At 62.8% G+C, this 24,417-nt stretch carries 20 protein-coding genes and 4 pseudogenes; 17 read left to right on the top strand and 7 right to left on the bottom strand.

Annotated features, from left to right (window positions below; translation table 11 throughout):
* Positions 1–34: 34 nt before the first annotated feature.
* A pseudogene (locus EOB49_RS03350) lies at positions 35–142 on the bottom strand (transposase domain-containing protein); the annotation flags it as partial.
* Positions 143–329: 187 nt separating this feature from the next.
* Positions 330–611 (bottom strand): HU family DNA-binding protein, encoded by a 282-nt coding sequence (locus EOB49_RS03355; RefSeq protein ID WP_095089546.1) that lies wholly within the window; start codon positions 609–611, stop codon positions 330–332.
* A 330-nt stretch (positions 612–941) separates the two neighbouring features.
* On the opposite strand from EOB49_RS03355, the pseudogene EOB49_RS03360 reads away from it, so the two are divergent.
* A pseudogene (locus tag EOB49_RS03360) lies at positions 942–1,046 on the top strand (DUF736 family protein); the annotation flags it as partial.
* Positions 1,047–1,090: 44 nt separating this feature from the next.
* Here the strand turns inward: EOB49_RS03360 and EOB49_RS03365 are convergent.
* Positions 1,091–2,467: a PLP-dependent aminotransferase family protein gene (locus tag EOB49_RS03365; RefSeq protein WP_127380140.1), complete on the bottom strand. Its 1,377-nt coding sequence runs from the start codon at positions 2,465–2,467 to the stop codon at positions 1,091–1,093.
* Positions 2,468–2,609: 142 nt separating this feature from the next.
* On the opposite strand from EOB49_RS03365, the gene EOB49_RS03370 reads away from it, so the two are divergent.
* The 7 genes from EOB49_RS03370 to EOB49_RS03400 are packed head-to-tail and all read left to right on the top strand — an operon-like array spanning position 2,610 to position 11,607.
* Positions 2,610–3,929 carry a hydroxymethylglutaryl-CoA reductase, degradative gene (locus EOB49_RS03370; protein ID WP_127380168.1) on the top strand — a complete coding sequence of 440 codons (1,320 nt, stop codon included), beginning with the start codon at positions 2,610–2,612 and terminating at the stop codon, positions 3,927–3,929.
* Positions 3,930–3,932: 3 nt separating this feature from the next.
* Positions 3,933–4,940 (top strand): ABC transporter permease, encoded by a 1,008-nt coding sequence (locus EOB49_RS03375; RefSeq protein WP_127380141.1) that lies wholly within the window; start codon positions 3,933–3,935, stop codon positions 4,938–4,940.
* 35 nt (positions 4,941–4,975) lie between these two features.
* Positions 4,976–5,992 (top strand): sugar ABC transporter substrate-binding protein, encoded by a 1,017-nt coding sequence (locus EOB49_RS03380; protein ID WP_164781577.1) that lies wholly within the window; start codon positions 4,976–4,978, stop codon positions 5,990–5,992.
* 13 nt (positions 5,993–6,005) lie between these two features.
* Positions 6,006–8,120 carry an SMP-30/gluconolactonase/LRE family protein gene (locus EOB49_RS03385; protein WP_127380143.1) on the top strand — a complete coding sequence of 705 codons (2,115 nt, stop codon included), beginning with the start codon at positions 6,006–6,008 and terminating at the stop codon, positions 8,118–8,120.
* Positions 8,120–9,226, top strand: coding sequence for a strictosidine synthase (locus EOB49_RS03390; protein WP_127380144.1), 1,107 nt, complete (start codon positions 8,120–8,122; stop codon positions 9,224–9,226). Before EOB49_RS03385 ends, EOB49_RS03390 begins: the two co-directional genes overlap by 1 nt.
* The gene (locus tag EOB49_RS03395; RefSeq protein ID WP_127380145.1) at positions 9,219–10,733 is read left to right on the top strand and encodes a sugar ABC transporter ATP-binding protein; all 1,515 of its coding nucleotides are present in this window, start codon (positions 9,219–9,221) and stop codon (positions 10,731–10,733) included. Before EOB49_RS03390 ends, EOB49_RS03395 begins: the two co-directional genes overlap by 8 nt.
* The gene (locus tag EOB49_RS03400) at positions 10,717–11,607 is read left to right on the top strand and encodes a hydroxymethylglutaryl-CoA lyase (protein WP_127380146.1); all 891 of its coding nucleotides are present in this window, start codon (positions 10,717–10,719) and stop codon (positions 11,605–11,607) included. The genes EOB49_RS03395 and EOB49_RS03400 overlap by 17 nt, the downstream gene beginning before the upstream one ends.
* A gap of 528 nt (positions 11,608–12,135) precedes the next feature.
* Here the strand turns inward: EOB49_RS03400 and EOB49_RS03405 are convergent.
* The gene (locus EOB49_RS03405) at positions 12,136–12,972 is read right to left on the bottom strand and encodes an IclR family transcriptional regulator (protein ID WP_256746366.1); all 837 of its coding nucleotides are present in this window, start codon (positions 12,970–12,972) and stop codon (positions 12,136–12,138) included.
* A gap of 359 nt (positions 12,973–13,331) precedes the next feature.
* Between EOB49_RS03405 and EOB49_RS37300 the strand changes: the two are divergent.
* From EOB49_RS37300 to EOB49_RS03440, 7 genes and pseudogenes are all read left to right on the top strand, one after another.
* A pseudogene (locus tag EOB49_RS37300) lies at positions 13,332–14,803 on the top strand (aldehyde dehydrogenase family protein).
* Positions 14,804–14,907: 104 nt separating this feature from the next.
* The gene (locus tag EOB49_RS03415; RefSeq protein ID WP_245472440.1) at positions 14,908–16,188 is read left to right on the top strand and encodes an aspartate aminotransferase family protein; all 1,281 of its coding nucleotides are present in this window, start codon (positions 14,908–14,910) and stop codon (positions 16,186–16,188) included.
* Positions 16,189–16,250: 62 nt separating this feature from the next.
* Positions 16,251–17,420, top strand: coding sequence for an FAD-binding oxidoreductase (locus EOB49_RS03420; RefSeq protein WP_127270694.1), 1,170 nt, complete (start codon positions 16,251–16,253; stop codon positions 17,418–17,420).
* Between the two features lie 39 nt (positions 17,421–17,459).
* Entirely contained in the window at positions 17,460–18,221 is a 762-nt protein-coding gene (locus tag EOB49_RS03425; protein WP_127380149.1) for an amino acid ABC transporter ATP-binding protein, read from the top strand.
* Positions 18,218–18,862, top strand: a complete 645-nt coding sequence (locus tag EOB49_RS03430) for an amino acid ABC transporter permease (protein WP_127380150.1) — start codon at positions 18,218–18,220, stop codon at positions 18,860–18,862. The genes EOB49_RS03425 and EOB49_RS03430 overlap by 4 nt, the downstream gene beginning before the upstream one ends.
* Positions 18,859–19,518 (top strand): amino acid ABC transporter permease, encoded by a 660-nt coding sequence (locus EOB49_RS03435; RefSeq protein ID WP_127327393.1) that lies wholly within the window; start codon positions 18,859–18,861, stop codon positions 19,516–19,518. Before EOB49_RS03430 ends, EOB49_RS03435 begins: the two co-directional genes overlap by 4 nt.
* Positions 19,519–19,556: 38 nt before the next feature.
* On the top strand, positions 19,557–20,372 hold the full coding sequence (locus EOB49_RS03440) for a transporter substrate-binding domain-containing protein (protein ID WP_164781579.1): 816 nt from the start codon (positions 19,557–19,559) through the stop codon (positions 20,370–20,372).
* A 648-nt stretch (positions 20,373–21,020) separates the two neighbouring features.
* On the opposite strand, the pseudogene EOB49_RS37305 reads toward EOB49_RS03440, so the two are convergent.
* A pseudogene (locus EOB49_RS37305) lies at positions 21,021–21,134 on the bottom strand (conjugal transfer protein TraD); the annotation flags it as partial.
* 630 nt (positions 21,135–21,764) lie between these two features.
* On the opposite strand from EOB49_RS37305, the gene dusA reads away from it, so the two are divergent.
* Entirely contained in the window at positions 21,765–22,763 is a 999-nt protein-coding gene (gene dusA, locus EOB49_RS03460; RefSeq protein ID WP_127380152.1) for a tRNA dihydrouridine(20/20a) synthase DusA, read from the top strand.
* 10 nt (positions 22,764–22,773) lie between these two features.
* Here dusA and EOB49_RS03465 read toward each other — a convergent pair whose 3' ends face one another.
* On the bottom strand, positions 22,774–23,478 hold the full coding sequence (locus EOB49_RS03465; protein WP_127270820.1) for a TIGR02281 family clan AA aspartic protease: 705 nt from the start codon (positions 23,476–23,478) through the stop codon (positions 22,774–22,776).
* 7 nt (positions 23,479–23,485) lie between these two features.
* Positions 23,486–23,719 carry a DUF1289 domain-containing protein gene (locus EOB49_RS03470; RefSeq protein ID WP_027036625.1) on the bottom strand — a complete coding sequence of 78 codons (234 nt, stop codon included), beginning with the start codon at positions 23,717–23,719 and terminating at the stop codon, positions 23,486–23,488.
* A 197-nt stretch (positions 23,720–23,916) separates the two neighbouring features.
* On the opposite strand from EOB49_RS03470, the gene EOB49_RS37310 reads away from it, so the two are divergent.
* On the top strand, positions 23,917–24,417 hold a 501-nt coding region (locus EOB49_RS37310), incomplete at its 3' end, for a nicotinate-nucleotide--dimethylbenzimidazole phosphoribosyltransferase (RefSeq protein ID WP_245472442.1).

Here is a 24,417-nt window from a genome sequence, read left to right on the forward strand (position 1 = left end):
GTCCAGGCCACGTCCTTAGCTCAAGCGCCCAGATATAGGTCCAAGGTAGCAGGCCGTCTATCTGGCTGTTCGGATGGCGGTTGAAGTCCCTGGTGAGCACGTCGGCGAGATAGCCGAGTGGGTCGACGTCATTGAGTTTGCAGATTGCGAGGCTCACATTAGATTGTGATAAAATAGGTGTTGGAGGATTTTCCGGCCGCGCCAATGGCGCGGCTTGGGACCCCGACCTAAGAACGGCAGCAATGAGAAACTGATGATCTTGGCATGAGACACCATCGCCCAACAGAACGGCGCGTTACTATCAGACGAGATGTATCGTCATAAAATGGTCAGCCGTTCACCGAGTCCTTGAGAGCCTTTGCCGGCTGGAAGACGATCTTCTTCGATGCGGCGATCTTGATCGTGGCTCCAGTCGACGGGTTGCGGCCATCACGTGCTGGTTTGTTCTGTACCTTGAACTTGCCGAAGCCATTGAGGCTGATTTCCTCGCCCTTGGCAGCGGCTTCCGCAATGCCCTTCAACACATCCTCGACCACGGATTTCGCTTGGGTTTTCGACAGGCCGTGCGCGTCTGCAAGGCGTTCGGCAATATCGATCGTGTTTACAGCCATCGTTTCCATCCCTTCTGAATTGGTTCAACCGATTGGCCTTATGGCACAGGAAATTCCACACTGTCATCGGGGTCATGGAACGGAATCCGGTGCAAACCAACGCTCGAACCGGGAATTTCCACCACTCTGTCTCGAAAGTCCCGCAGCGCATGACCTCGGCATCAGACGCCCGGCGTGTAGACGACCCTTTCCCAGCAATGCCTCGCCGGTGTGAGGCGTAATTGCACATTCGGCCATGCTGTGGAGGATCAGGTGTGACGGGAATCGTCACGGCATTTGGCGGCTTGGAAGCCGCTGCCCTCAGCAATCAATTGGCCTTCGTAGCTGCCCAAGCTCGACGATCCCAGCTTCCCCGCTCCGATCTACGCGAGCTTGGTCGAGACCGACACCGGGGGCGACTTCTCGCTCATCTGGTCACGACGCGCCGCGGAGTGATCCGTCATGACAAAGCCCCGCCGCAAGGCGGGGCTTTGTCATGTTCAAGTCCGCCGATGCCTAAGCTCTGCCAGCATGAAGTCAAAAAAATGAGGATCCGAGGCCCAGGCGATGTTGACGCGGATGCCTGCCTTGGCAGGTTGGCGCTCCGGCGAAAACACGGTACCAGGTGCGATAAAAATCCCCTGGCGAGCGCCTTCCCGGGCGAGGGCGATGTCATCGACATAGTCGGGAAGCTCCAGATAGACGTAGTATCCACCTGTCGGCTCGGCAAAGAGCTTAAGACCCATCTTCTGAAGGCGGGGAACGACCGTCTCGGTGGCCTGCTGCACACGCTGCGCCAAACGCTTGAGGTGGCGCCGATAGTGACCTTCACTGATCAATCCATGGATCAACCGCTCAATGTGTCCTGAGCTGTTGACTGTCGTCAGCATCTTCAACTCGGCAAGGGAAGCGATAAGGTCGGGGCGCGCGGCGATATAGCCGCAGCGCAGGCTGGCCGACAACGTCTTGGCAAAGGTGCGCACGCAGATGACGTTCCGCAACTGGTCGAGAGGCGCAAGGCCAACGCCACGGACCGTCGGCAGGTCGACGAACGGGTCGTCCTCGACCACCAGCATGTCGCAGCGCGCGGCGATCGTCAGGATCGAGTGAGCCGTCGGCAGGTTGGTCGAGCTGCCGGTTGGATTGTGCGCAAGCGATTGTGTGAAGAACAGCTTCGGACGCTCGCGCTCGGCCTTGCCGGCGAGATCGTCGAGGTCCGGACCGGTCGGCGTCCGCTTCACGCCGATCATGCGGATCTGCGCCAGCTTCAGCTTGGCGAAAAGCGGGTAATAGCCGGGGTCGTCGACCAGCACGGTATCGCCGGCGACGAGGAAGCGGCGTATGATCAGGTCCAGTGCGTGGTTGGCGCCGAATGTCAGCAGGATCTGGTCCGGGCTCGCCTGCACCTCGCGCTCCATGAGGTCGAAGGCAAGGCGCTCGCGCAGCGCCGGCAGGCCCATCGCCGAACCATAGCCGTCACTGCTGGACCTCTGGTGCCGGCCGAGCAGTCCGAGATGGCGCCGCACTTCCGATTCCTCCATCCATGAGGCGGGCGGCCGCCCGTCACCGACGCGGATCGAAAAGCTCTCCTCCAACTGCGCATTGAGCAGCGAGGCGATGTCGACCGCTTCCGCGACATGGCGGGGACGCTCGCTCGGCGTCTGCCGGCGACGCTCGGCGACCATGAAGCCGGCGCCGGGCCGCGAAAACGCGATGCCCGCGGATACCAGCCGGTCATAGGCGTCGACGATGGTGTTCTTGGAAACGTCGAATTGCTCGGCGGCCTTGCGTATCGACGGAAGCTTGGCGCCGACGGCAATCGAGCCGGTCTCGATGCGCCTTCTGATCTCTGCCGCCACGGCCTCGGCGCGCGTCATCCCGGAACATCCTCCGATGGGCTGCGTGCCCTGATATGGACTGGTACAGTTTGTCGCTGTTTCCTGTAGCTGTACCTTGATAGATGGTATCAGTTAAACGATAGCTGCCTCAACGACAAGCATTCGCAGGGAGGCGATCGTGATGGTGGCTGTCCAGGACAGCGGTGTCGAGCCGCGGCTGAATTCCCGCATCGAGAAATTCCGCGACCTGTCGCCGGCCGATCGCCTGGCGACGGTCGGCGACGCCGCTCGTCTTGGGCAGGCGGATCGCGATGCCTTGCGCGGCGGCGTCCTGCCGCTCGATCTCGCCAACGGCATGATCGAGAATGTGGTCGGCACCTTCGAGATTCCGCTCGGCGTCGCCACCAACTTCACCATCAACGGTCGCGATTACCTCATCCCGATGGCGGTGGAAGAGCCGTCGGTGGTCGCCGCCGCCTCCTACATGGCGCGCATCGCCCGCGGTTGCGGCGGCTTCGAGACATCGAGCACCGCACCGATCATGCGGGCACAGGTGCAGGTACTCGGCCTGTCCGATCCGCACGGCGCACGCGCCAGGCTGCTGTCGGCCCGCGACCAGATCATCGCCGCCGCCAACGAGAAGGACCGGGTGCTGATCGGCCTCGGCGGCGGCTGCCGCGAGATTGAAGTGCAGGTGTTCGAGGAGACGCAAGTCGGACCGATGGTGGTGCTGCATCTGCTCGTCGACGTGCGCGACGCGATGGGCGCCAACACGGTCAATACCATGGCCGAGGCAGTCGCACCGATGATCGAGCGCATTTCGGGCGGCACCGTCCGGCTGCGCATCCTCTCCAACTTGGCCGACCTCAGGCTGGCGCGAGCGCGGGTGCGGCTGACGCCGAAGGCACTGGCGACGAAGGAGTTCACCGGCGAGCGTATCGTTGCCGGCATCGTCGAGGCCTGTTCGCTGGCGATCGTCGATCCTTACCGCGCGGCCACGCACAATAAGGGCATCATGAACGGCATCGATCCAGTCGTCGTCGCGACCGGCAACGACTGGCGGGCGATCGAGGCCGGCGCCCACGCCTGGGCGGCGCGCGGCGGCCGTTATACGTCGTTGAGCCGCTGGGAGATCGACGCCGCCGGAAACCTCGTGGGGACGCTGGAAATGCCGATGGCGCTGGGCATGGTCGGCGGCGCCACCAAGACGCACCCGGCCGCGCGCGCAGCGCTGAAACTCCTCGGCGTGACCACGGCGCAAGAGCTTGCCGAGGTCACCGTCGCGGTCGGGCTGGCGCAGAACATGGCGGCGCTCAGGGCGCTGGCCACCGAAGGCATCCAGCGCGGACACATGGCGCTGCATGCCCGCAACATCGCCATCGTGGCGGGCGCGAGCGGCGCGAATATCGATACGGTGGCAAAGGAACTTGCGGCGGATCACGATGTGCGCGTCGATCGCGCCAGGGAAATCCTGCTCAGACTGGGCAAAGAGAAGGCCTGAGCGGTGAGCGAGGCGGCCGCACACGGAAATCAGGCTCGGCTTTCCAGCCTGCTCAAAAGCCAGGAAGGCATCGTGCTGGTGCTGGCGGTGCTGGCCTTCGTGCTGTTCTCGTTGCTGCTGCCGTCCTTCTTCAGCCCCGGCAACATCCTAGCCCTGATCAGAAGCGTCTCGATTCTCGGCATCCTGGCGCTGGGAATGGCGCTGGTCGTCATCGCCAGGGGCATCGATGTCTCGATGATCGCAACGATGGTGGTGTCGGTGTCCTGGGCCTTCGTGATCGCCCGCTCGGGCTATTCGCTGGAATTCGCGCTGCTGATCGGCGCGCTGTTCGCGGTGGTCGCCGGCGTGCTGATCGGGATGCTGATCGCTTTCGGCGAGGTCGCGCCGATCTTCGCGACGCTTGCCGCCGGCTCCGTCATTTACGGCCTTGGCAGAACCTTCTTCTTCACGCTGGAGATGCAGAATGTGCCGCCGGGCGCCGAATGGTTCTCGCTGATCGGGCAGGGCCGCATCCTCGGCGTTCCGGTGACGGTGGTGATCTTTGCCATGCTTTGCCTGGCGCTGCATCTGGTGCTCAGCCGCACGCGGTTCGGCTGGCAGACCTATGCCATGGGCAACAATCCGGGCGCCGCCAGGATCACCGGCATTTCCAACCGGCCGATGATCGTCGCGCAGTATGCGATCAGCGCGCTGATCGCCTACGGGGCCGGGCTGGTGCTTGCCTCGTCGGCGTCGGCGATCAACGCCCGGCTTTTCAATTCGACGATGATCTACGACATCCTTCTGGTCGTCGTGTTGGGCGGCATCGGCCTGAATGGCGGCCACGGCAAGGTTCGCAACGTCATTCTGGGCACGATCTTCGTCGGCATCCTGCTCAACGGCATGACGATCATGAACATCGCCTACACGATCCAGAACCTGGTCAAGGGCGTGGTCCTGCTTCTGGCCATCGTCATCGACTCGCTCGTCAACCCGCGCGACGAGCAGACGTCCCAGCAAGGGGATCTCTGACCAATTTCAACGCCAAAATGCAATGGGAGGAAACCATGCGACTTCTGAAAACGACAACGTGGCTGGCCGCGGCCTGCATCGCGCTTGCCGGTATCGTCACCGCCAGCGCCCAGGACAAGGGCCTGGAAAACCCGCGCTCGACGACGTTCCACAAGACGCTGGAAGGCAAGAAGGTCGTCTTCCTGCCGCTGTCGATGGGTTTCGACCTGACCGAAGGCTGGGCGGCGGTGATGCGCCAGCAGGCCAAGCGCCTCAAGTATGATTTCGAGATCCGCGACCCCGCCTGGAGCACCGACGCGGGAACCCGCGCGCTGCAGTCGCTGATCAGCGAGAAGCCGGACCTGATCGTCGCGCACAATCCCGACATCCAGTCCTACGCCCGGTTGCTGGCTCAGGCGCAGGCCGCCGGCATCAAAGTTGTGCAGATCAACCTTGAATCGAACACCCAGACCGATTCGTATGTCGGCGCCGACTGGACCGAGATCGGCGAACAGGCGGCGCAGGCGGTGGTCGACAAATGCAGCCCCGGCAAGGGTGCTTCGACCAAGGTCGCTATCGACACCGGCGTGCCGACAGCGGCATCCGACGTGTTCCAACTCGACGGCATCTACCGTGTCTTGAACCAGCATCCCGACATCCAGGTCGTTTCGCAGCAGGCCACCGAATACAATCCGGAAAAGGCGCGCTCGATCATGGAGACCGTGCTGCAACAGCATCCGGATCTTTGCGGCGCCATCGGCATCTGGGACAATCAGGACACCGGCACGGCGTCTGCGATCCAGCAGGCCGGCAAGGGCGACCAGGTCTTCCTCGTCACAAGCGGCGGCGGCAACAAGGTCGGCTGCGAGAATGTCGAGAAGGGCCTGTTCAATCTCTACATCAGCTACAACGTGCCGCTGCAGGGCGAAATCCTGAATGCGGAGATCGCAAGGCTGCTGCTCTCCGACGGTACTGCCGGCGAGACCAAGACGCTCTATTTCAATCCGCTGACGCAGATCACCAAGGCCAATGTCAACCAGCGCAATTGCTGGACGCTGGACGATCTGAAGTAGGGAATCCTGACTTATGGCCACCAGCGATGCGCTTTCACGGCTGCGGTACCGGCTTTTGCCGGACCGCCTGTTCGGCGAATTGCTGACCAAGAGCTGGATCGACAACGTCATTCCGGCATTGGCGCTGGTGGTCACGATCCTCGTCATGACGTGGATCATCCCTGGCTATTTCTCGGTCGGCAACCTTACCGATCTCGCCCGCCAGGTGTCGGAATTCGGCCTGATCGCACTGGCGCTCACCATCGTCATCCTCTCGGGCGGCATCGACCTCTCGGTCGGCTCGATGTTCGCGCTATGCGTGCTTGCCGCCCTGGTATCGATGAACGTTGCCGGCCTGCCGGTCGGCGTGGCATTGATCGCGACGCTAGCCACGGGCCTCGTCTGCGGGCTGCTCAACGGGGTGCTGATCGGCTATCTCAGGCTGCGCGCCTTCATAACCACTCTGGTGACACTGGTCATCTACCGGGCGCTCTACGACATCATCTTTCCCCGGCTTGCCAGCGCGATCGTCGGCTCGATGCCGGTCTCCCCGACCTGGGACCTGATCGGCTTCGGCACCTTCTACGGCCTGCCCGTCTCCTTCGCCATTTTCGCCGTCATCGCCCTTGGCGCGCATATCGTCCTGTCAAGGCTAAGGCCAGGATGGCGGTTGCGCGCCGTCGGGGGTGCGCGCCGCTCCGCCTACAATGCCGGCATCAACGTCAAGCTGACGGTTTGCCTCGCCTATGTCGCATCGGGCCTGCTGACCGCGATCGCTGCCTTTCTGTTTTCCGCCCGGCTCGGTAGCACCGGCGCCGACACCGGCATAGGGCTGGAGATTTCCGTATTGACCGCCGTGGTGCTTGGCGGCGTTTCGCTGGGTGGCGGCCGCGGTTCGGTCGGCAATGCGGTGATCGGCTCCATCCTGGTGCTGATCCTGACCAGCGGCCTCATCCGCCTGTCGATGCCCGGCTCGGTCAACCAGCTGATCCTCGGTCTGGTGCTGATCGCCGCCGTGCTGTTCGACGCCAAATGGGTGAAGAACCGCGGCAAGCTGTTGAGCAAAGTCTATGTCTCGCCGACCTATCTGAAGCTGCCGAATTTGACGCCGCCGACCGGAACCGACGTGCTTGCCGTCAATGACAGGCTTGGCGCGGCGGAGCTCATAGGGCTTGGCGCGGTCGAAGGTCCCGAGGACGTCGTCCTCGACCGCGACGACAATCTCTATACCGGTACGCGGCACGGTACGATCGTCCGTTTCCTCGCGCCCGACTATGCGCGCAGCGAGGTCTTCGCCCGTATCGGCGGTCATCCGCTGGGGCTGGCCTTCGCGCCGAATGGCGACCTGCTCACCTGCGTCGGCGGCATGGGCGTCTACCGCGTCTCGCCGGACGGGACGGTGGCGAAGGTCACCGACGAAACCAATCGCAGCCTGCTGTCGGTGATCGACGATTCGCGGCTGAGGCTTCCCGACGATCTCGACATCGCGCCGGACGGGCGCATCTTCTTCAGTGAAGCGACGATCCGCTACGAGATGTCTGAATGGGCGGTCGATGCTCTGGAGGGCAGGGGCAACGGCCGGCTGATCTGCCATGATCCGAGGACCGGCTCGACCCGCACCATATTGCGCGGCCTGATCTTTCCCAACGGCGTCACCATTTGCCGCGACGGCCAGTCGCTGCTCTTTGCCGAGACATGGGCGTGCCGCATCAGCCGCTACTGGTTCGACGGACCGGACAAGGGCAAGCGTAAAATCTTCCTCGACAATTTGCCGGGCTATCCCGACAATCTCAACCGCGGCTCCGACGGAACCTACTGGATCGCGCTGCTCGGCATGCGCACCAGAACCTTCGATCTCGCCATGCGCAAGCCGGGTTTTCGCCGCCGCATGGCCAAGCGGATCGCCGCCGACGAATGGCTGTTCCCCAACATCAATCGCGGCTGCGTGCTGCGCGTGTCGGAAACCGGCGAAATCATCGACGCGTTGTGGGACGAGGCCGGCGAAAACCATCCCTCGATCACCTCGACCTGCGAGCACAAGGGCTGGCTCTATCTGGGCGGCGTCTCCAACAACCGCATTGGCCGCGTTCGCATCGAAGGCGCCGATCCGCAATGGACGGCGCATGACGATTACTGGGGGAAGCGCTGATGGCGGGGTTCGGCACGTTCGTCCGCCGGCTGTTTTCGGCTGATGATGCCGGCATCAGCGTGCCGGCCATGGACGGCGTCTTCAAACCGGACAACCGCCTGGAAGAGGCGGAGCGGCTGCTGTCGCTTCCTGCGATCGACAATCTCGTTGCGTCGCCAGCGAGACTGCTGTGCAGCAGCGGCAACACGCTCTTCCGGATCGACCTTGGGAGAGCGGGCGCTTCGGCGGTCGCAATAGCGGAGTTCGCGGCGCCGATCAGCTTTGTCGCATCCGCGCCCGATGGCCGCCTTGCCGTCGGCATCGAGGGTGAGGGCCTGCAAATCGGACAGCCGGGCACCTGGAGGCGCATCGGCTTGCCAGGCGGCGTGGCGTCCTGCCTCACCGCCGGGCTCTTTACCGTGGATGGCTCGCTCTACCTGTGTGTCGGCTCGCGCAAGCATCCGGCGCGCGACTGGAAGCGCGATCTGATGGAGGGCGGCAGCAGCGGCGTCGTGCTCGCCATCGATCCGGACAGCGGCTCCCAGCGTGAGCTTGCAGCCGGATTGGCATTTCCCAACGGCGCGGTCATGCTCGGCAACGGCCGTCTGGCGATCAGCGAAAGCTGGCGCCATCGTATCGTCGCCCTCGATCGGAAATCCCCCCATCCGGTGGCGATCGTGGAAGATCTGCCGGCCTATCCGTCGCGCCTGTCGGCCGCTTCCGATGGCGGCTTCTGGATGGCGCTGTTCGCGCCGCGCCGCCAGCTTCTCGAACTGGTGCTGCGCGAGGACGATTATCGCCGCGAGATGATGGCGACGATCGATCCCGGCGAATGGATCGGGCCGGAACTCGCCGGATCGGCGCGGCCGGACCAGCCGCTGAGCCAGGGCTCGGTCCGGCAGATGGGCGTGCTGAAGCCGTGGGCGCCATCGCGCTCCTACGGCCTCGTCGCGCGCTGCGACGACGGCGGCCGGCCCAGCGAAAGCTGGCACAGCCGCGCCGACGGCAGCATGCATGGCGTCACCTCCGTCTGTGAGCATGGCGGCAGCGTCTACGCCGCATCGCGCGGCTCCGGCACGCTGCTGCGCCTGCCCGGCGCGACATCCGGTGGAGCCCGGCATGGCTGATCCCCACGCGGCCGAGATCGTCCGGTTCCGCAAGGCCACCAAGGCGTTCGCCGGCAACGCGGCGGTGCGCGACGTCGATTTCACGCTGCGGCAAGGCGAGGTCCATGCGCTGCTCGGCGAGAACGGTGCGGGGAAGTCGACGTTGACCAAGGTGCTGGCCGGCCTCTACCCGCTGACGTCGGGCGAGATGCTGATTGACGGCAAACCGGTTGGCTTTTCCTCGCCCGCCGATGCCATGAAGCACGGCATCGCCATGGTGTTCCAGGAAACCAATCTCATCCCGTCGATGAATGTCGCCCAGAACATCTTCCTCGGCGAAGAGAGCTTCTTCAACCGGTTGCGCGGCATCAACATCAAGGCGCAGCAGCATCTGCAGCGGCTGAACTTCCATGTCGAGCCGACCGCGCTGGTGTCGACGCTCGGCGCCGCCAAGAAGCAGATGGTCGAGATCGCCCGCGCGGTTCACCACAAGGCCCGCATCTTCATCTTCGACGAGCCGACGGCGACGCTGACGCCGGAGGAAAAGCAGCACTTCTTCGCCCTGGTCGAGCGGCTGAAAGGCGAGGGCGCTTCCATCATCTTCATTTCACACGCGCTGGAAGAGGCGCTGTCGATCGCCGACCGCATCAGCGTGCTGCGCGACGGCGCGCTGATCGTCACCGACGATGCGCGCAATCTCACCCGCGAAAAAATCGTCCAGGCGATGGTTGGCCGGCAACTGACCGATGCGCTCTATGGCGACGATGCCGCCAAACGCGTCGCGCGCCGCCCGGGCGAAAAGGTGTTGGCGCTCGAGAACGTCTCGATGGGTAAGGCGGTGCGCAGCGCCACGCTGTCGGTCTTTGCCGGCCAGGTGACCGGGCTGTTCGGCCTGGTCGGTGCCGGCCGCACCGAAATGATGAAGATCGCGGCGGGCGTTTTGAAGCGTGACTTCTTCCATGGTGGCCGCATCACGCTGCGCGGCGAGGTGGTGCACTTCCGCGTGCCACGGCAGGCCGTGCGGCGCGGCGTCGCCTATATCACCGAGGACCGCAAGCTCGACGGCCTATTCGACACGATGGACATCGCCCAGAACGTATTCCTCGGCAAGCTGGCCAAAGGCTCCAACCCGGTCTCGGTAATCGGCCTTGGCGAAGCGCGCCGGCAATCGGCCGAATGGATCGAGACGATGAAGGTCCGCACGATCGGCGCCAATGCTCGGGTGGTCGAGCTTTCCGGCGGCAATCAGCAGAAAGTGGTCATCGCCAAATCGCTAATCCAGGCGCCGTCGCTGATCATCTTCGACGAGCCGACGCGCGGCGTCGATGTCGGCGCCATCGCCGAGATCCATCAGATTATCGAGCGGCTTGCCGATGCGGGCGCGGCCGTCGTCGTTATTTCGTCCTATCTGCCTGAAATCCTCAATCTGTCGGACCGCATCCTGGTGGCGCGCCAGGGCCGTATCGTCGAGGAGATGACCATCGACGAGGCCTCCGAAGAAAAGATCATGTATGCCGCCGTCCATTGAATCGCCCGGTGGGGATCGGCAGGCCACGATCGTCGAAGTCGGTCCGCGCGACGGCCTGCAGAACGAAAAGCGGCTGGTCTCGACCGGGCAGAAGCTGCGCCTGATCGGCATGCTGGCCGATTGCGGCTTCGCCCGCATCGAGGCGACGGCTTTCGTCTCGCCGAAATGGGTGCCGCAGATGGCCGATCATGATGAGGTCATGCGGCGCGCTGTGCGGCGTCCGGGGCTTATGCTGTCCGCGCTGGTGCCCAACGAGCAAGGTGCGCGGGCCGCGGTCTCGGCCGGCGCGCAGGAACTCGCGGTCTTCACCAGCGCCTCCGAGACGTTTTCGAAACGAAACACCAATTGTACCATCGAGGAAGGGCTGGCTCGTTTTGTGCCAGTGATCGCGCTGGCCGCCGAGCATTCCTTGCCGGTGCGGGGCTATGTCTCCTGTGCCGTCGATTGTCCCTATGAAGGCCCGATCGAACCCGGCGCGGCTGCGAGAGTCGTCGCGCGCCTGCGCGATCTCGGCTGCGCCGAAATCGCCGTTGCCGACACGATCGGCAGGGCGACACCCGAGCGCGTGCATGCCATGGTGCTGGCAACCCTCGAAGAAGCAGAGGCTGCGCGGCTGGCCGGGCATTTCCACGACACCGGCGGCCTGGCGCTCGCCAACGTCGATGCTGCCTGGGACCTCGGGCTCAGGGTGTTCGATGCCGCTGCCGGCGGGCTAGGCGGCTGTCCCTACGCGCCCGGTGCGGCCGGCAATCTTCGCAGCGGCGCGCTGGTGGCGCACCTTGCGTCGAAAGGGATTTCCACCGGCATAAATCGCGAATTGCTGGCCGGCATCGAAACCATGCTTGTCGAGGGTAAGTTTTTCGCCGAGCCATAAAACCACGACAACCCCGCAGCAAGTTTGCTGAAATCAGTGCCGTCCCGATCTTCGGGGCTGGCGTCTCGGAAAATGCGACACGAGCTATATATTGCTGCCTTGGCTGCCCGCTCGGCTTTAGCAAAATTTGACGAGGCATCGAATTTTTGGCGCGCGTGCCGCCCTTGTTGTGAACGTCAGTACCAATGCCCCGATCGCCTTCACACCGAATGGAGAGTGTCGGCGATCGTTCCCATCAGGTTCTGCATGTCGATCCGCATTGGCTGATTGATCGCTTTCGGCCCGAAGAGGTCCTTGTACAGTTCTACAATCAGGGACGGACTGGGCTTCCTGGAAGCTTTCGAACTTTGCGTCGCGCCTCAGCCCCGTCAGGAAGTCGATGCCTCCTCAAATTCTCCCCAATACCGAATCTAAGTGATAATTTGTCCCATAAGCACTCGCACCTCCGTCGAGACCATTCGCGAACTACATTCTCGGTTCAACGCACAACATCACTTCGCGCGAGTGACCGGCCTCTCAAGCACCGACCTATCGCTGATCCGCTGCAGCACTCTTTGCGGCCATAGCCGATCCGTTGTAGGCGTGCATCTGCGCCAGCTTCGCCATGCGCTGGGCGGCTTCTGCGAGCGCCGAGCAATGCTGCTTGAAGTTTTGCTCTATGATCTGACCGTAGGGTCCCGTAAGTCCCACCGCGTACATCACCTCACCGCTCGTCGGCCTTATCGGAAATGCGATCGAGCCCAGGCCCGGAACATGCTCGGCCAGGTCCATGGCATAGCCCTGCTGCCGAACCTCCGCCAATTCCCTGGTCAACTCCGCGATCTTCGTTTTAGTCCGATCGGTATAGCTGCGCAGCTCGGTCGCCAGGATCCTGTTCACGGTCTCCTGCGGATGAAACGCAAGGATCGCCTTGGCCGAAGCGGTCGCATTTACAGGCATGGCCATACCCGGCATGACATAGGTCCGGACCGGAGTATCGGGCGCGACGCAGGTGACCGAGCGCACCTCGGTACCGTCGAACTTCGACAGGAACGCCGACTGGCCGGTGCGGTCGGCCAAATCCTGAAGCGGTCGCTGCGCGAGCGTCGTCAGCCAGCCGCTATCCGGAGACATCTGTAGCAGCTGCAGCAAGCGATCGCCGAGGCGGTATGTCCGATTGCGAACGCTCTCGGCGGTGATCATCCCGCTTTCGATCAAGGCATGCAGCAGCCTGTTGATCGTGGTTTTGGGCAGTCCAAGCGTCGTTTCGAGCTCGATCGCCGTCAAGCCATGCTCGAACGGCGCGACCGTTTCCATGATCGAGATGTAGCGCTCGAGGGGACTGTCCTTGGCGCTCGGCTTCTTCGATTTCGTATTCAAGGGCACCTACGCCGATCTGACAATTGCGACTGCAAGAAGGTTATCGTTCAAAACAGACGTGAGGGGCAAGGTCGGTCTCTCGTTATCCCGCCGCGCCTCGAGGGGCTCCGTAGACTAGCCGAACGGCCGCACGCCCTCGGCTGTCGGGCTCCGCCAGGTAACCCGAACTCGAAATCTCCTCACGAGTAATACCGAAATTCGGTATTATTTCCATTTTATGGTCCCCTCGATTGACTCGCAAGCCAAATCCTGATTATCGGGATAAATACCGATTTTCGGAGGAACTTGAAATGGCTGAACTCCCGCGTGTGACCTACTCGAACATCGGGGTGGATTTTTCCCCTGTTCACGCTCACCTCGATGCAATGATCCCGGATTTCGAGAAGAACACACTGGGTCGCGAGTGGTCGACGCCGTTTGCGACTGGCGCTCGGAAAGAGATCCTGAGCCCTATCGACAAGAAGATCTCTCTCGGCAAGTTCCCGGTTTCAACCCCGTCAGACGTCAAGTCCGCGATCCAGGCAGCCCGGGCCGGCGCGAAGACCTGGAACCGTTCGACGCTGGACGATCGCCTTGCATTCGGCGCCCGCTGGCGAGAGGCACTGGCGGAGCGGAAATATGACCTCGGTTTGGCGGCGCTCTACGAGATCGGAAAGTCCCGCATCGAGGCAGTCGGCGAAGCCGAGGAATGCCTCGACATGGTCGAGTACTACGCATCGGAGATGAAGGCGAACAACGGGTTCGTCCGGCCCATGAACGTGTTGGTCGAAAACGAGACTGCTACGAGCGTCATGAAGCCCTATGGCGTCTTCGCGGTCATCGCTCCTTTCAACTTTCCGCTCGCCTTGTCGATCGGCATGGTCTCGGGTGCGCTGTTGACAGGCAATGCGGTGGTCTACAAGCCGTCGCCGGGTTGCGCGCTGACCGGACTGCTGATTGCCGAAACGCTTCGCAAAGCGGGATTGCCCGAAGGTGTTTTCAACATCGTGCTTGGCGATGGAGAGGTGGGGCGCCTTCTTGCCACCGATAACGGCATCGACGGCGTTGCATTCACGGGCTCCCATAAGACCGGCATGAGCATCTTCCGTCATATGGCAACGCTGCCCCACATGAAGCCCGTCATCGCCGAAATGGGTGGCAAGAACCCCGCCTACGTGACGAGCAAGGCCGACCTCGACCGCGCGGCGCAGGGGGTGGCGCGCTCCGCTTTTGGCCTGCAAGCCAGAAGTGCTCCGCATGCTCGGTCGTGTATGTCGACGAGAAGGTCAAGGCGGAATTCATCGAGAAACTGGTAGCGTTCGCTGGAAAGCTGGTGGTCGGAGATCCTCGTAAGGCCGAGACCTTTATGGGCCCTGTCTATGGCGACGCCACAGTCGGCCGTTTCCAGGCAGCGCTGTCGGAAGTCGAGGGCAAAGGCAAGGTGCATTTTGGGGGCGCCGCCCTGGGCCAGGGCTTTGCGAACAACTACGTCCTGCCGACGGTGGTCGAACTTGATGGTCCGGGCCGGCTGACCCGCGACGAACTCTTCATGCCTTTCGTGGTCGTCCGCGGTTTTGATAGTCTCGATGCCGCGATCGAAGAGGGCAACGACATCGCCTACGGATTGTCGGCCGGCATCTTTACCAACGACCAGAAAGAGTTGCGTCACTTCCTCGACACCGCCGAAGCGGGGGTTCTCTATGCCAACCGTGCGAGCGGCGCAACGACGGGTGCATGGCCAGGCGCGCAGCCATTCTGCGGCTGGAAAGGCACCGGGGTCAGCGGCAAGGGCGGTCTCGGCTCCTGGTTCCTGCCACAGTACCTGCGCGAGCAGAGCCACACGATCATGACCAAGTGATCGAAAGAGGTCGCGCCCTTCGTCGCGGCCATCCAAGACTGTCTCCTTCATCGGTTTACAAGATTATGCGCCACTATCCAGATTCAATGCCGAAGTCCCGCGAGATGTTCGAACGGGCCCGCAAGGTCATGCCGGGAGGAAACACCCGGACAACGGTCTTCATCGACCCGTTTCCGATCTATGCCCAGCGCGGCGAGGGCTGCCGCGTCTGGGACGTCGATGGAAACGTCTACTACGACTGCATCAACAATTTCACGGCCATGATCCATGGCTACGGCCATCCCGCCGTCACGGCCGCGGTGGTGGACCAGATGCCCCGGGGATCGGCTTTCGGAGCGCCCACCGAGAGCGAACTTGATCTTGCTGAACTGTTGGTGGAGCGCCTTCCGTCAGTCGAGCAGGTTCGCTTCGCCAACTCCGGCACGGAAGGCGTCATGATGGCGATCAAGGCGGCTCGGGCGTTCACCGAGCGGCCGAAGATCGTCAAGATCGAAGGTGCCTACCATGGCTCCTACGACTTCGCGGAAGTCAGCCTGGACAGTTCGCCCGCCAACTGGGGCGACATGCCTGCCTCAACGGCATACGCGAAAGGCACGCCGAAGGGAGTTCTCGATGATGTCATCGCGGTGCCGTTCAACGATACGGAGGCGCTGCGTGCCGTCTTCGACGCGCATGGCGACACGATAGCGGGTGTTCTGATCGACCCGATGCCGAACCGCGCCGGACTTATTCCCGCGCGAAAGGATTATCTCGACGCGATGGTCGAGATCGCTCATGCCGCCGGCTCGCTGGTGATCTTCGACGAGGTGATCTCGCTCCGCCTTGGCTATTCGGGGGCGCAGGGCCTGTGGAGCATCACGCCCGATCTGACGGCTCTCGGCAAGATCATCGGCGGAGGATTCCCGGTCGGCGCCGTCGGCGGCCGCGCCGACGTGATGGCGGTGTTCGATCCAACACGAGGCAAGCCCGCATTGCCGCATGGCGGCACCTTCACCGCGAACCCGGTGACGATGCGAGCCGGTCTGGCGGCGATGCGCGCGTTGACCCCGGCTAGCTTCGCGCATCTGGACGCTATCGGCAGCCTGCTTCGCGAGGGCATCACGGCCTCGCTTGCTCGCCATGTCCTCAACGGGCAGTGCGTCGGTCTCGGCTCGCTCTTCAAAGTTCATTTCACGGCGTTGCCGATCACGGACTACCGGTCAGTCTATCCGGGTGCGTCCGAACGCATGAAACTCGACCTGTTCCACAAGGGTCTGCTCGACCGCGGCGTGCTTTCGGCGAGTTACGGACTCTTCGCGCTTTCCACCTCCATGACCGAGGAAGACGCACGCGAGATCCTTTCCGCAATCGACGGCGCCCTCGCAGCAATCGCTCCGAAGCAATGACGTAGCGCGTCCAGCGCCGGATCCATCCGGCACGGGACGACGCAGCAACAGATGGAAGTCACATGACAGCTTCTCCTCACGTCGTCGTCATCGGTGCGGGTACCCTCGGTATGTGTTCTGCGCACGCGCTCGCGGAACAGGGCGCTCGCGTCACCGTCATCGACGCACAATCCATTGCGTCAGGATCCAGCGGCCGCTCGGTCGGGGTCGTTGGGACACAGCTCACGGATCCGTTCGAGATACAGCTGCGCATGCAATCGGTGCAGCGCGTCCGCCGGTGGCAAGAGCGCCTCGGTCTCGGCTTCAGCCCTATCGGCTACCTGCGTCTGGCGCGCACCTCCGAGCAGATGGAACTGTTCGCCCGCTCGGTGGAGATCCAGCGCGATGCCGGCTTCAGATCCAGGGTCTACCAGGCGAACGAGCTTCAGCAACTCGTGCCGCACTTGAGTTCAGATGGGCTCGAAGGCGGCATCTTCGGGCCGGACGACGGCTTCCTCGATCCCCACGAAATGTGCACGCTGCTGGCGCAACAGGTGAAGAAGCTCGGCTCCGAGGTTTTCCAGTTCCGCAAGCTGCTTGGTGCCGCGCGGACATCCGGTGGCTATCGGTTGGACACCAGCAAGGGGCCGATCGGCTGCGACTTCGTCGTGAATGCGGCAGGCGCCTGGGCGCCACGCGTTGCCGAGATGCTCGGACAGACGCTGCACATCCACCCCGAGCGCCACGAGGCGCTGACAATCCACTTGGACGCGCCGCTCCCGTACACAATGCCGATGGTCATGGATCTGGTGAACGGGCAGGGCACCGGACTCAACTTTCGGCACGAGAAAGCGGGCGAGCTCATCGCCGAGATACACAAGGTAAGTTCGCCGTCGCCCGAAGATCCGGACAACTACAACGAGCAGTGCGAGGAAGGGTCCAAGGTCATGCTGGCCGAGATGCTGATCGAACGCCTGCCTGATCTGCCGGGCGCCCGGCTCGGCCGGGGCTGGGCAGGCCTCTACCCTGTCACCGCCGACCACCGTCCCTATGTCGGACCAGTCGATCAGTCGGAGCCCGGTCTGATCACCGCGGCCGGTGCGGGCGGCTACGGGATTCAGCTCGCGCCGGTGATTGGGCTGATCGTCGCAGACTGGGTGCTCAAGGGCTCTCCCGCATCAATCCCAGGCACCGAAAGTCTCGCTCCAACTCCGGAAAGAAACGTTCCGGGCACACATACTGCGGCGGCTTGACCAGTGGGACACCGGCGTTAGCGCAAGGACAAAGAAGCCATGCCCGAGGCAGAAAATATCGTACGCATCAAGAACATCAACGTGATCTATGGCGGCCATCACGCCGTGAAGAACGTCTCGCTCGACATCACGCGCGGCGAGGTCGTGGCGATCGTCGGACCCAGCGGCGCGGGGAAGAGCACGCTGCTGCGTGCGATCAATATGCTCGAACAGCCGTCATCCGGCACCCTTGAAGTGGGTGCCATCCGGTTTTCGGTCGACCGCAATCTGTCCGCCGGAGAGCTGCTGAGGCTCCGACGTTCCACCGGGATGGTTTTCCAGTCCTTCAACCTGTTTCCGCACATGACCGTGCAGCGCAACATTTCGCTGCCGCAGATGCGGGTTCTGGGGCGCACCAAGGAGCAGGCGGACGCGCGCACCGCCCAATTGCTCGAACGCGTACACCTTACGGACAAGGCGCAATCCTATCCGGCGCGCCTGTCGGGTGGCCAGCAGCAGCGTATCGCGATCGCACGCGCCCTGGCTCTTGACCCCAAGGTGATGCTCTTCGACGAACCCACGAGCGCCCTGGATCCCGAACTCGGGCTTGAGGTGTTGGCCGTGATGCGCGAGCTCGCACAGGAAGGCATGACAATGATCATCGTCACGCACGAGATCGCCTTTGCCGCAGACGTCGCCGACCGCGTAATCGTCATGGCTAATGGAGAGATCATCGAGCAGGGTCCGCCTGATGCCGTGATCCGCAATCCGTCGTCGCCCCGCACGCGGCAGTTCTTCCGTGCCGTGGTCGATCGCAGATGATCGACCTGCTGGTTTCACTGCTCAGAGGCGTTCCGGCCACGCTGCTGGTGACCTTCGGCGCTTTCGGAGTCGGGGCCATCGCAGCCATGCCGCTGGTGCTGATGCGACGTTCCCGGTTGCTTCTGCTAAGCGCGCCGGCGCGCATATACATCGACGTTGTCCGAGGAATCCCGCCGATCGTCTGGCTGTTCATTATTTTCTTCGGATTGGGCAGCGGAGTGATCGTTCTCAGTTCATATCAGGCTGCCATCCTGGGCATGGGGTTGGTATCAACGGCCTATCTCGCTGAAATCTATAGAGGTGGCTTCCTGGCCCTCTCGAAGGGCCAGCGGGAGGCGTCCACGGCGCTCGGTATGTCGCGCCTGGATACGCTGCGCTATATCCTGGCGCCGCAGGTCCTGCGCGTCTCGGTTCCACCCATGGCGACCTTCCTTGTTAGCCTGCTCAAAGACACGACCGTGGCCTCCACGATCGGTGTCCGCGACGTGATGATGTACGCATCGCAGCAGGCTCAAGGCGGCGGCGGCAGCTTCGCGCCGTTCATTTTCGCCGCGCTTCTCTACATCGTGCTGTCCATACCCGTTGTCGTGTTGGCACGCGCCGTGGACGGGCGGCTGCGCTCAAGGGGGCAAGCGAAATGAGCGAGATGCTGGCTAACTGGCTGGACTGGTCGCCCCAGCTTTTCCAAGGAGCTATTGTCAGTCTTCAGTTGGCGGGCCTGGCGCTGCTGTTCGGATTGCCTACCGGCCTCGTTCTTGCGCTTGCCTCTTCCTCTGGAAACAGGCTCGTCCGCTATTTCGCGGTGGTATTGGTCGAGATCGGGCGTGGTGCGCCTGCACTCGTCGTCCTGCAGATGGTCTACTATGGATTGCCTGCTTCCGGGATGACCGTAAGTGCCTTCACCTCTGGCGTGATTGCGTTGGCGCTAACGACAGGCGCCTACACCAGCGAGATCCTTCGCGCCGGTCTGAACGCGGTTCCGCATTGTGAGATCGAGGCGGGCTGGGCGCTCGGCATGACCCGCCGGGACATCCTGCGCTTCGTAGTGATCCCCCAAGGAATCCTGTTCGCAATACCCGCACTGATGGGCTTTGCCATTCTCATCTTTCAGGCGACGGCCCTTACATACACGATCGCCATCCCCGAACTTCTGGCGCGCGCCTATCGCGTGGGTGCGGCCACCTACCTCTACCTCGATGTGCTGATCTTGGCGGGCCTGTTCTATCTCGCCATCACCGTCCCGTTCGGGTGGCTGGTCTCGTACACCGAACGTAGGCTGGGCAGCCATCTCGGCTGACCTGCAATCAAAAACCATCAATGTCAGAGGAGAGCACAGTGAAAAATTGGAGTAAGATTATCTCGGCCGCGGCCATTGCTACGGCCTTGGGTGCCAGCGTCGCGTCCGCACAGGATTGCAAGCCGCAGCACGTTTTCGAAACCGTGTCAGCGGGCAAACTCACAGTCGCGCTTACCAACACCGCTCCGTATTCGCTCGAAAAAGACAGCGGCATCGCGGGTATCGACGGCGATCTCGTGAAGCGTTTTGCCAAGGAGAACTGCCTGGAGATCGCTTATGAGATCTTCACATATCCAGGCGCGGTTTCCGCAGTTCAGTCGAGGCGCGCGGACATCGCGCTTGGCGGCTTCTATCGTACCGCCGCCCGCGCGAAGGTCGTCGCTCTGTCTACGCCGGTCTATCTCGACCAACTGTCCGTCACCTCGACCAACGGCATTGATACTGTCGATGGTCTGCTGGGCAAGAAGGTCGGCACCGTTGAAGGATATTTATGGGTCCAGGACATGGAGAAGCTTTACGAAGGCTCCAAGACCTATCCGTCGTCGCTGAACCTCGCGCAGGACCTTCATGCCGGTCGTATTGAGGCGGCGCTCGACGGCTTCGGCTCCGCTGTCATTCAGAACGAAGGACAGAATTGTAAGGTAAATGTGCTGAAACAAGATCCGCGCATCGATGCGACCATGAACCCGTCGCAGACCGCCTTCCTGCTGGACAAGAGCAACGAGGATCTTGCGAAGGCCGTTGACACGTCCCTAGAAGCTTACCGCAAGGATGGCGCGATCGCGGAAGCGCTCAAGGCTTACGGGCTGGATCCGTCAGCCGCAGATGTCGGTGACGCCCGCGTCATCGAGTAAGCCGCTGGTATGAAGGGCCGCTCCGCCTGTGCCTCCCGTTTTTAGGAAGAAAACCGAGCGAGGCGGGCGGCCTGGACGTTTGCTGCGCGGCTGCGATCCGAGCGTGTGCTAAATGCCTGCCGTCGACTACGTCGCCGCCGATGCCTACATCAATTCGGACGCCGGCAGGATCATGGCCTCGCCGGGCGACCAGATGTCGATTGAACCGCAGGATCCAGCCTGACGAATGGGACGTGGGACTGCTCGTCGATTGGCTTCAGCGCGAGACACTGGCGACTGTCAGCTCGCCGACCTCATCCAAGGCGAGGAGCTTCCCTCGCTTTACGCCGTTCCTGCTATGCAGAGCAGTGCCGCTGGCTCGCACCCTGGCTATAGACCTTCTATCAACGCGCAGTGTGCATGATCGCATCTGTGGGGTGCGGGAGGTTACGAGGGGAACACGATCTGGCATTTGAAGTTTGCTCCTAGGGCAGCGCCTGCTTTGACGAGCTTCGCCAACTCAAGTCTTGCGCCCTTCCGAGAGAAGATTGTCGCCGGTAGTGACGAAGAGCGCGAAAACTTATTGCGCAAGCTTGACTGCGGCGCTGGCGCACCGGCGGAAGTCTGCTGTTCGGGCTTCGTGCTGGCCGTTGCTCGCGCCAACCGTGGCTAAGTTCGCCGTCCCATCCACTCTTCACGCCGTTCAGCATCGAACGCCTGCCGACCCTTCGCGGCCCATAGATCTCGTGCATGCTCGCCTTCAGCGCTCTGCAATTTGTCGGCCGCCTATCCCGCTGGTTGCCTTTGCCAACGAGCCCAAGCCTCTTCAGGGCGATCCGCGCGAGATCAACCGGTTCGACCTTGACGGGCAGCCCGTGCACCGCAGCGGCATGAGCCAGAATGAGTTTTACGAAACCGATGTCGATGCCTAGCGTCATCGGTCCAGCACCTTGGGCAGCCCGGTCACGGCCGAAACGAATGAGCCGTTCGCGATCGAGAGCCGCGATGTTGCACTTGCCGAGATGTCTTTGGAGCATAGCGAGGGCTGCGGCCTTGGAGCGGCGAGGGGACTTGCCTACATCGCACATGTCGTCGATATGAAGGTCGATGAGTTCGCCGAAGGTTTTCAGGCGCGCTGTTCGAGACTTTGTCGGTGTCTCACCGCGATCGACTTGGCGCTCGGTTTCGTCGCCCAGCGGCGTGCGTCGTCTCGGCGCAGGAAGGTTTCGCTGACGTAGCGACCTTTGCGACGGACTTGGACACGCCAGGACCCGGACGAGAGCTTTGTGTAGGTGGCCATTGGTTCGTATGCGCTCCGTGTGCACTGAGAGATCGAAACGTGGCGAAAAGGGTCGTATTCTGGCGTAAATTCGCGTGACCTAGGCAGGTTCTAACGATTTGATGTTAAAAAAAATGCTGAAAAATCAAGATTATAGAGTGGCCATAGCCCCCATGATGGACTGGACGGACCGGCATTGCCGGTTCTTCCACCGCCAGCTGACAAGCCATGCGCTGCTTTATACCGAGATGGTGGTGGCCGACGCGGTCATCCATGGCGCGCGCGAGCGGCTGCTCGGCTTCGATGCGGTGGAACATCCGGTCGCGCTGCAGCTCGGCGGCTCGGATCGTGAAAAGCTCGCCGAGGCTGCCCGCATCGGCGAGGCTTTTGGCTATGACGAGATCAACCTCAATGTCGGCTGTCCGTCAGACCGCGTCCAGTCGGGCACGTTCGGCGCCTGCCTGATGAAGGTGCCGGACCTCGTCGCCGACTGTGTCGCAGCGATGAAAGCGGCGGTGACAGTTCCCGTCACCGTCAAATGCCGCATCGGCGTCGACGAGCAGGATCCGGAGCCGGCTCTCGATGCGCTGGCGGATGGTGTTTTCGATGCCGGTGCCGAGGCGCTTTGGGTGCATGCGCGCAAAGCGTGGCTGGAAGGGCTGAGCCCCAAGGAAAACCGCGACATCCCGCCGCTCGACTATAACAGGGTCTATCGGCTGAAGGCCAGAAAACATAACGAATTCATCGGCATCAATGGTGGAATTCAATCGATCGAAGAGGCGCGGGCGCATCTCGATCATGTCGACGGCGCCATGCTTGGCCGCGCCGCCTACCACACGCCCGGCATTCTGGCCGGCGTCGATGCCGCTTTCCACGGCGTCCAGTCCGAGCCATTCGATTTCGCCGCGCTGATCGATACGATGGCGGATTATGCGGCACGCCATATCGAACAGGGTGGGCGGCTTGGCCATGTCACCCGCCATATGGTCGGACTGTTCCATGGCCTGCCCGGTGCGCGCCGCTACCGGCAGATCCTGTCCACGGACGCGACAAAACCTGGCGCTGGCCCGGACGTGCTGAGGACGGCTTACGCTGCCGTCGAGTTCGGTGGCGCAGCAGCCGAAGCGGCTTGAGCTTCGGGGATCAATCCCTGAGGATCATGCGGTCGCCGCGCACGTCAAAACCCGACAATGAACCGATGAAGTTCATGCCGAGCAGGCTCTGGCTGAGCATGCCGGGTGCGGCGATCATCACTGACATATCCCTGCGCATGATGCCGCCGATCGCAATCTGATCGGTTTTCACGGCCGCGGCGCGTGCCATGCCGTTGGCGGTCGAAACCGGTATGGTGTAGTTGAGCGCCGCTGGATTGAATCCGGCGGCCTGCGCATCCTGCGACGTCAGCACGGTGCTGGTTGCGCCGGTATCCACCACGGCCCGGACCGGGTTCCCATTGATCAGGATGCGCGCTTCGAAATGGCCGTTGTCCGCCTTGTCGAGCGTCACCGTGGCGTGGCCGTCCTCGACGCCAAGCGCAAGCGGGCTGCCGGGAACAAGGCCCGCGGTCACCCGGCTGGCGACATCCTGCAACTCATAGCGATACTGGTAGCCGGCGATCAGCGCGAGTGCGATCGCCGCCCAGGCGCCGAGATTGCGGGCCATGGCGCCCAGGGGTCGGCCCGAGCGAAGCAGGCCGGCGCCGATAAGGGCGCCAAAGGCACCGAGCCAGATCAGCCGGCTGAAATCGTTGTTCTCGACGCCGAGCGTGCTGCCGGCGGAATCATTGAGCATGAGCAGGACTGCTCCCACCCCGATCGCGGCCATCAAAATCCAGAACAACCGGCTCATCCGCACCTCACGATAGCGCGTCGCGTTCGCGCGCCATACGGGTGCGGCGAGTTTCCCGGCGCGGCCGGCGTTCGACCGTCTCCAGCCGGGCCGGCAATTGCGCCATGACGCTGCGGCGCGTTTCCGTCGTCATCCCGATCCAGGCGCCGATTTCCTCGCGCGTGCGACCGCAACCGAAACAGAAGCCGGTTTTCATGTCGATCGAACAGACCAGGATGCACGGGGATTCGATGGCCGTCATGACTTTCTCTTGGGCTTCCATCCGGAATCCCTTGTTCCACCTCCACATGGTGCAACGGCAAAGCCAATGCAAGCCCTCGCGATTGCGCCCTTCGGGGCCGGCTTTGCGCCAAATGCAGGCCCATCATCCCGGAGGTTGTGCCAACCCCGCAAGGCGGCTATGCCGCTCACCAACTCCAGGGAATGATCGATAACAAGATGACCAGCGCACTGCCTTTCGACGATTTTCGCAACCTGTTGGCCAACCTGCCGGCGGCCGACACGGCAGCCGAGACCCGCGTGCGCACGCTGTTTGCCAAGGCCGATAAACCAGGCAATTCGCTTGGCCGCATCGAGGATACCGCCGCCTGGCTCGCCGGCTGGAGCGGGCGGGCTCCGCCCGCGGTGACAAGACCGCTGATGGCGGTCTTTGCCGGCAATCACGGCGTCACGCGCCACGGCATTTCGCCACGGCCGGTGGCGGCGACCGCCAACGCGGTCGAACTTTGCGCCGCCGGAGGTGCCGCCATCAACCAGATCTGCATTGCCTACGACCTCGGGCTGAAGGTTTTCGATCTTGCCCTGCACATCCCGACCGCCGACATCACCGAAGAGGCCGCGCTGGACGAGCGTGGCTGTGCCGCCACCATGGCCTTCGGCATGGAAGCGATCGCCGGCGGCACCGACCTTTTGTGTCTCGGCGATCTCGGCGTTGGCAAC

The organism is Mesorhizobium sp. M7A.F.Ca.MR.148.00.0.0 (genome assembly GCF_003997735.1).
Classification (GTDB): Bacteria; Pseudomonadota; Alphaproteobacteria; order Rhizobiales; family Rhizobiaceae; genus Mesorhizobium.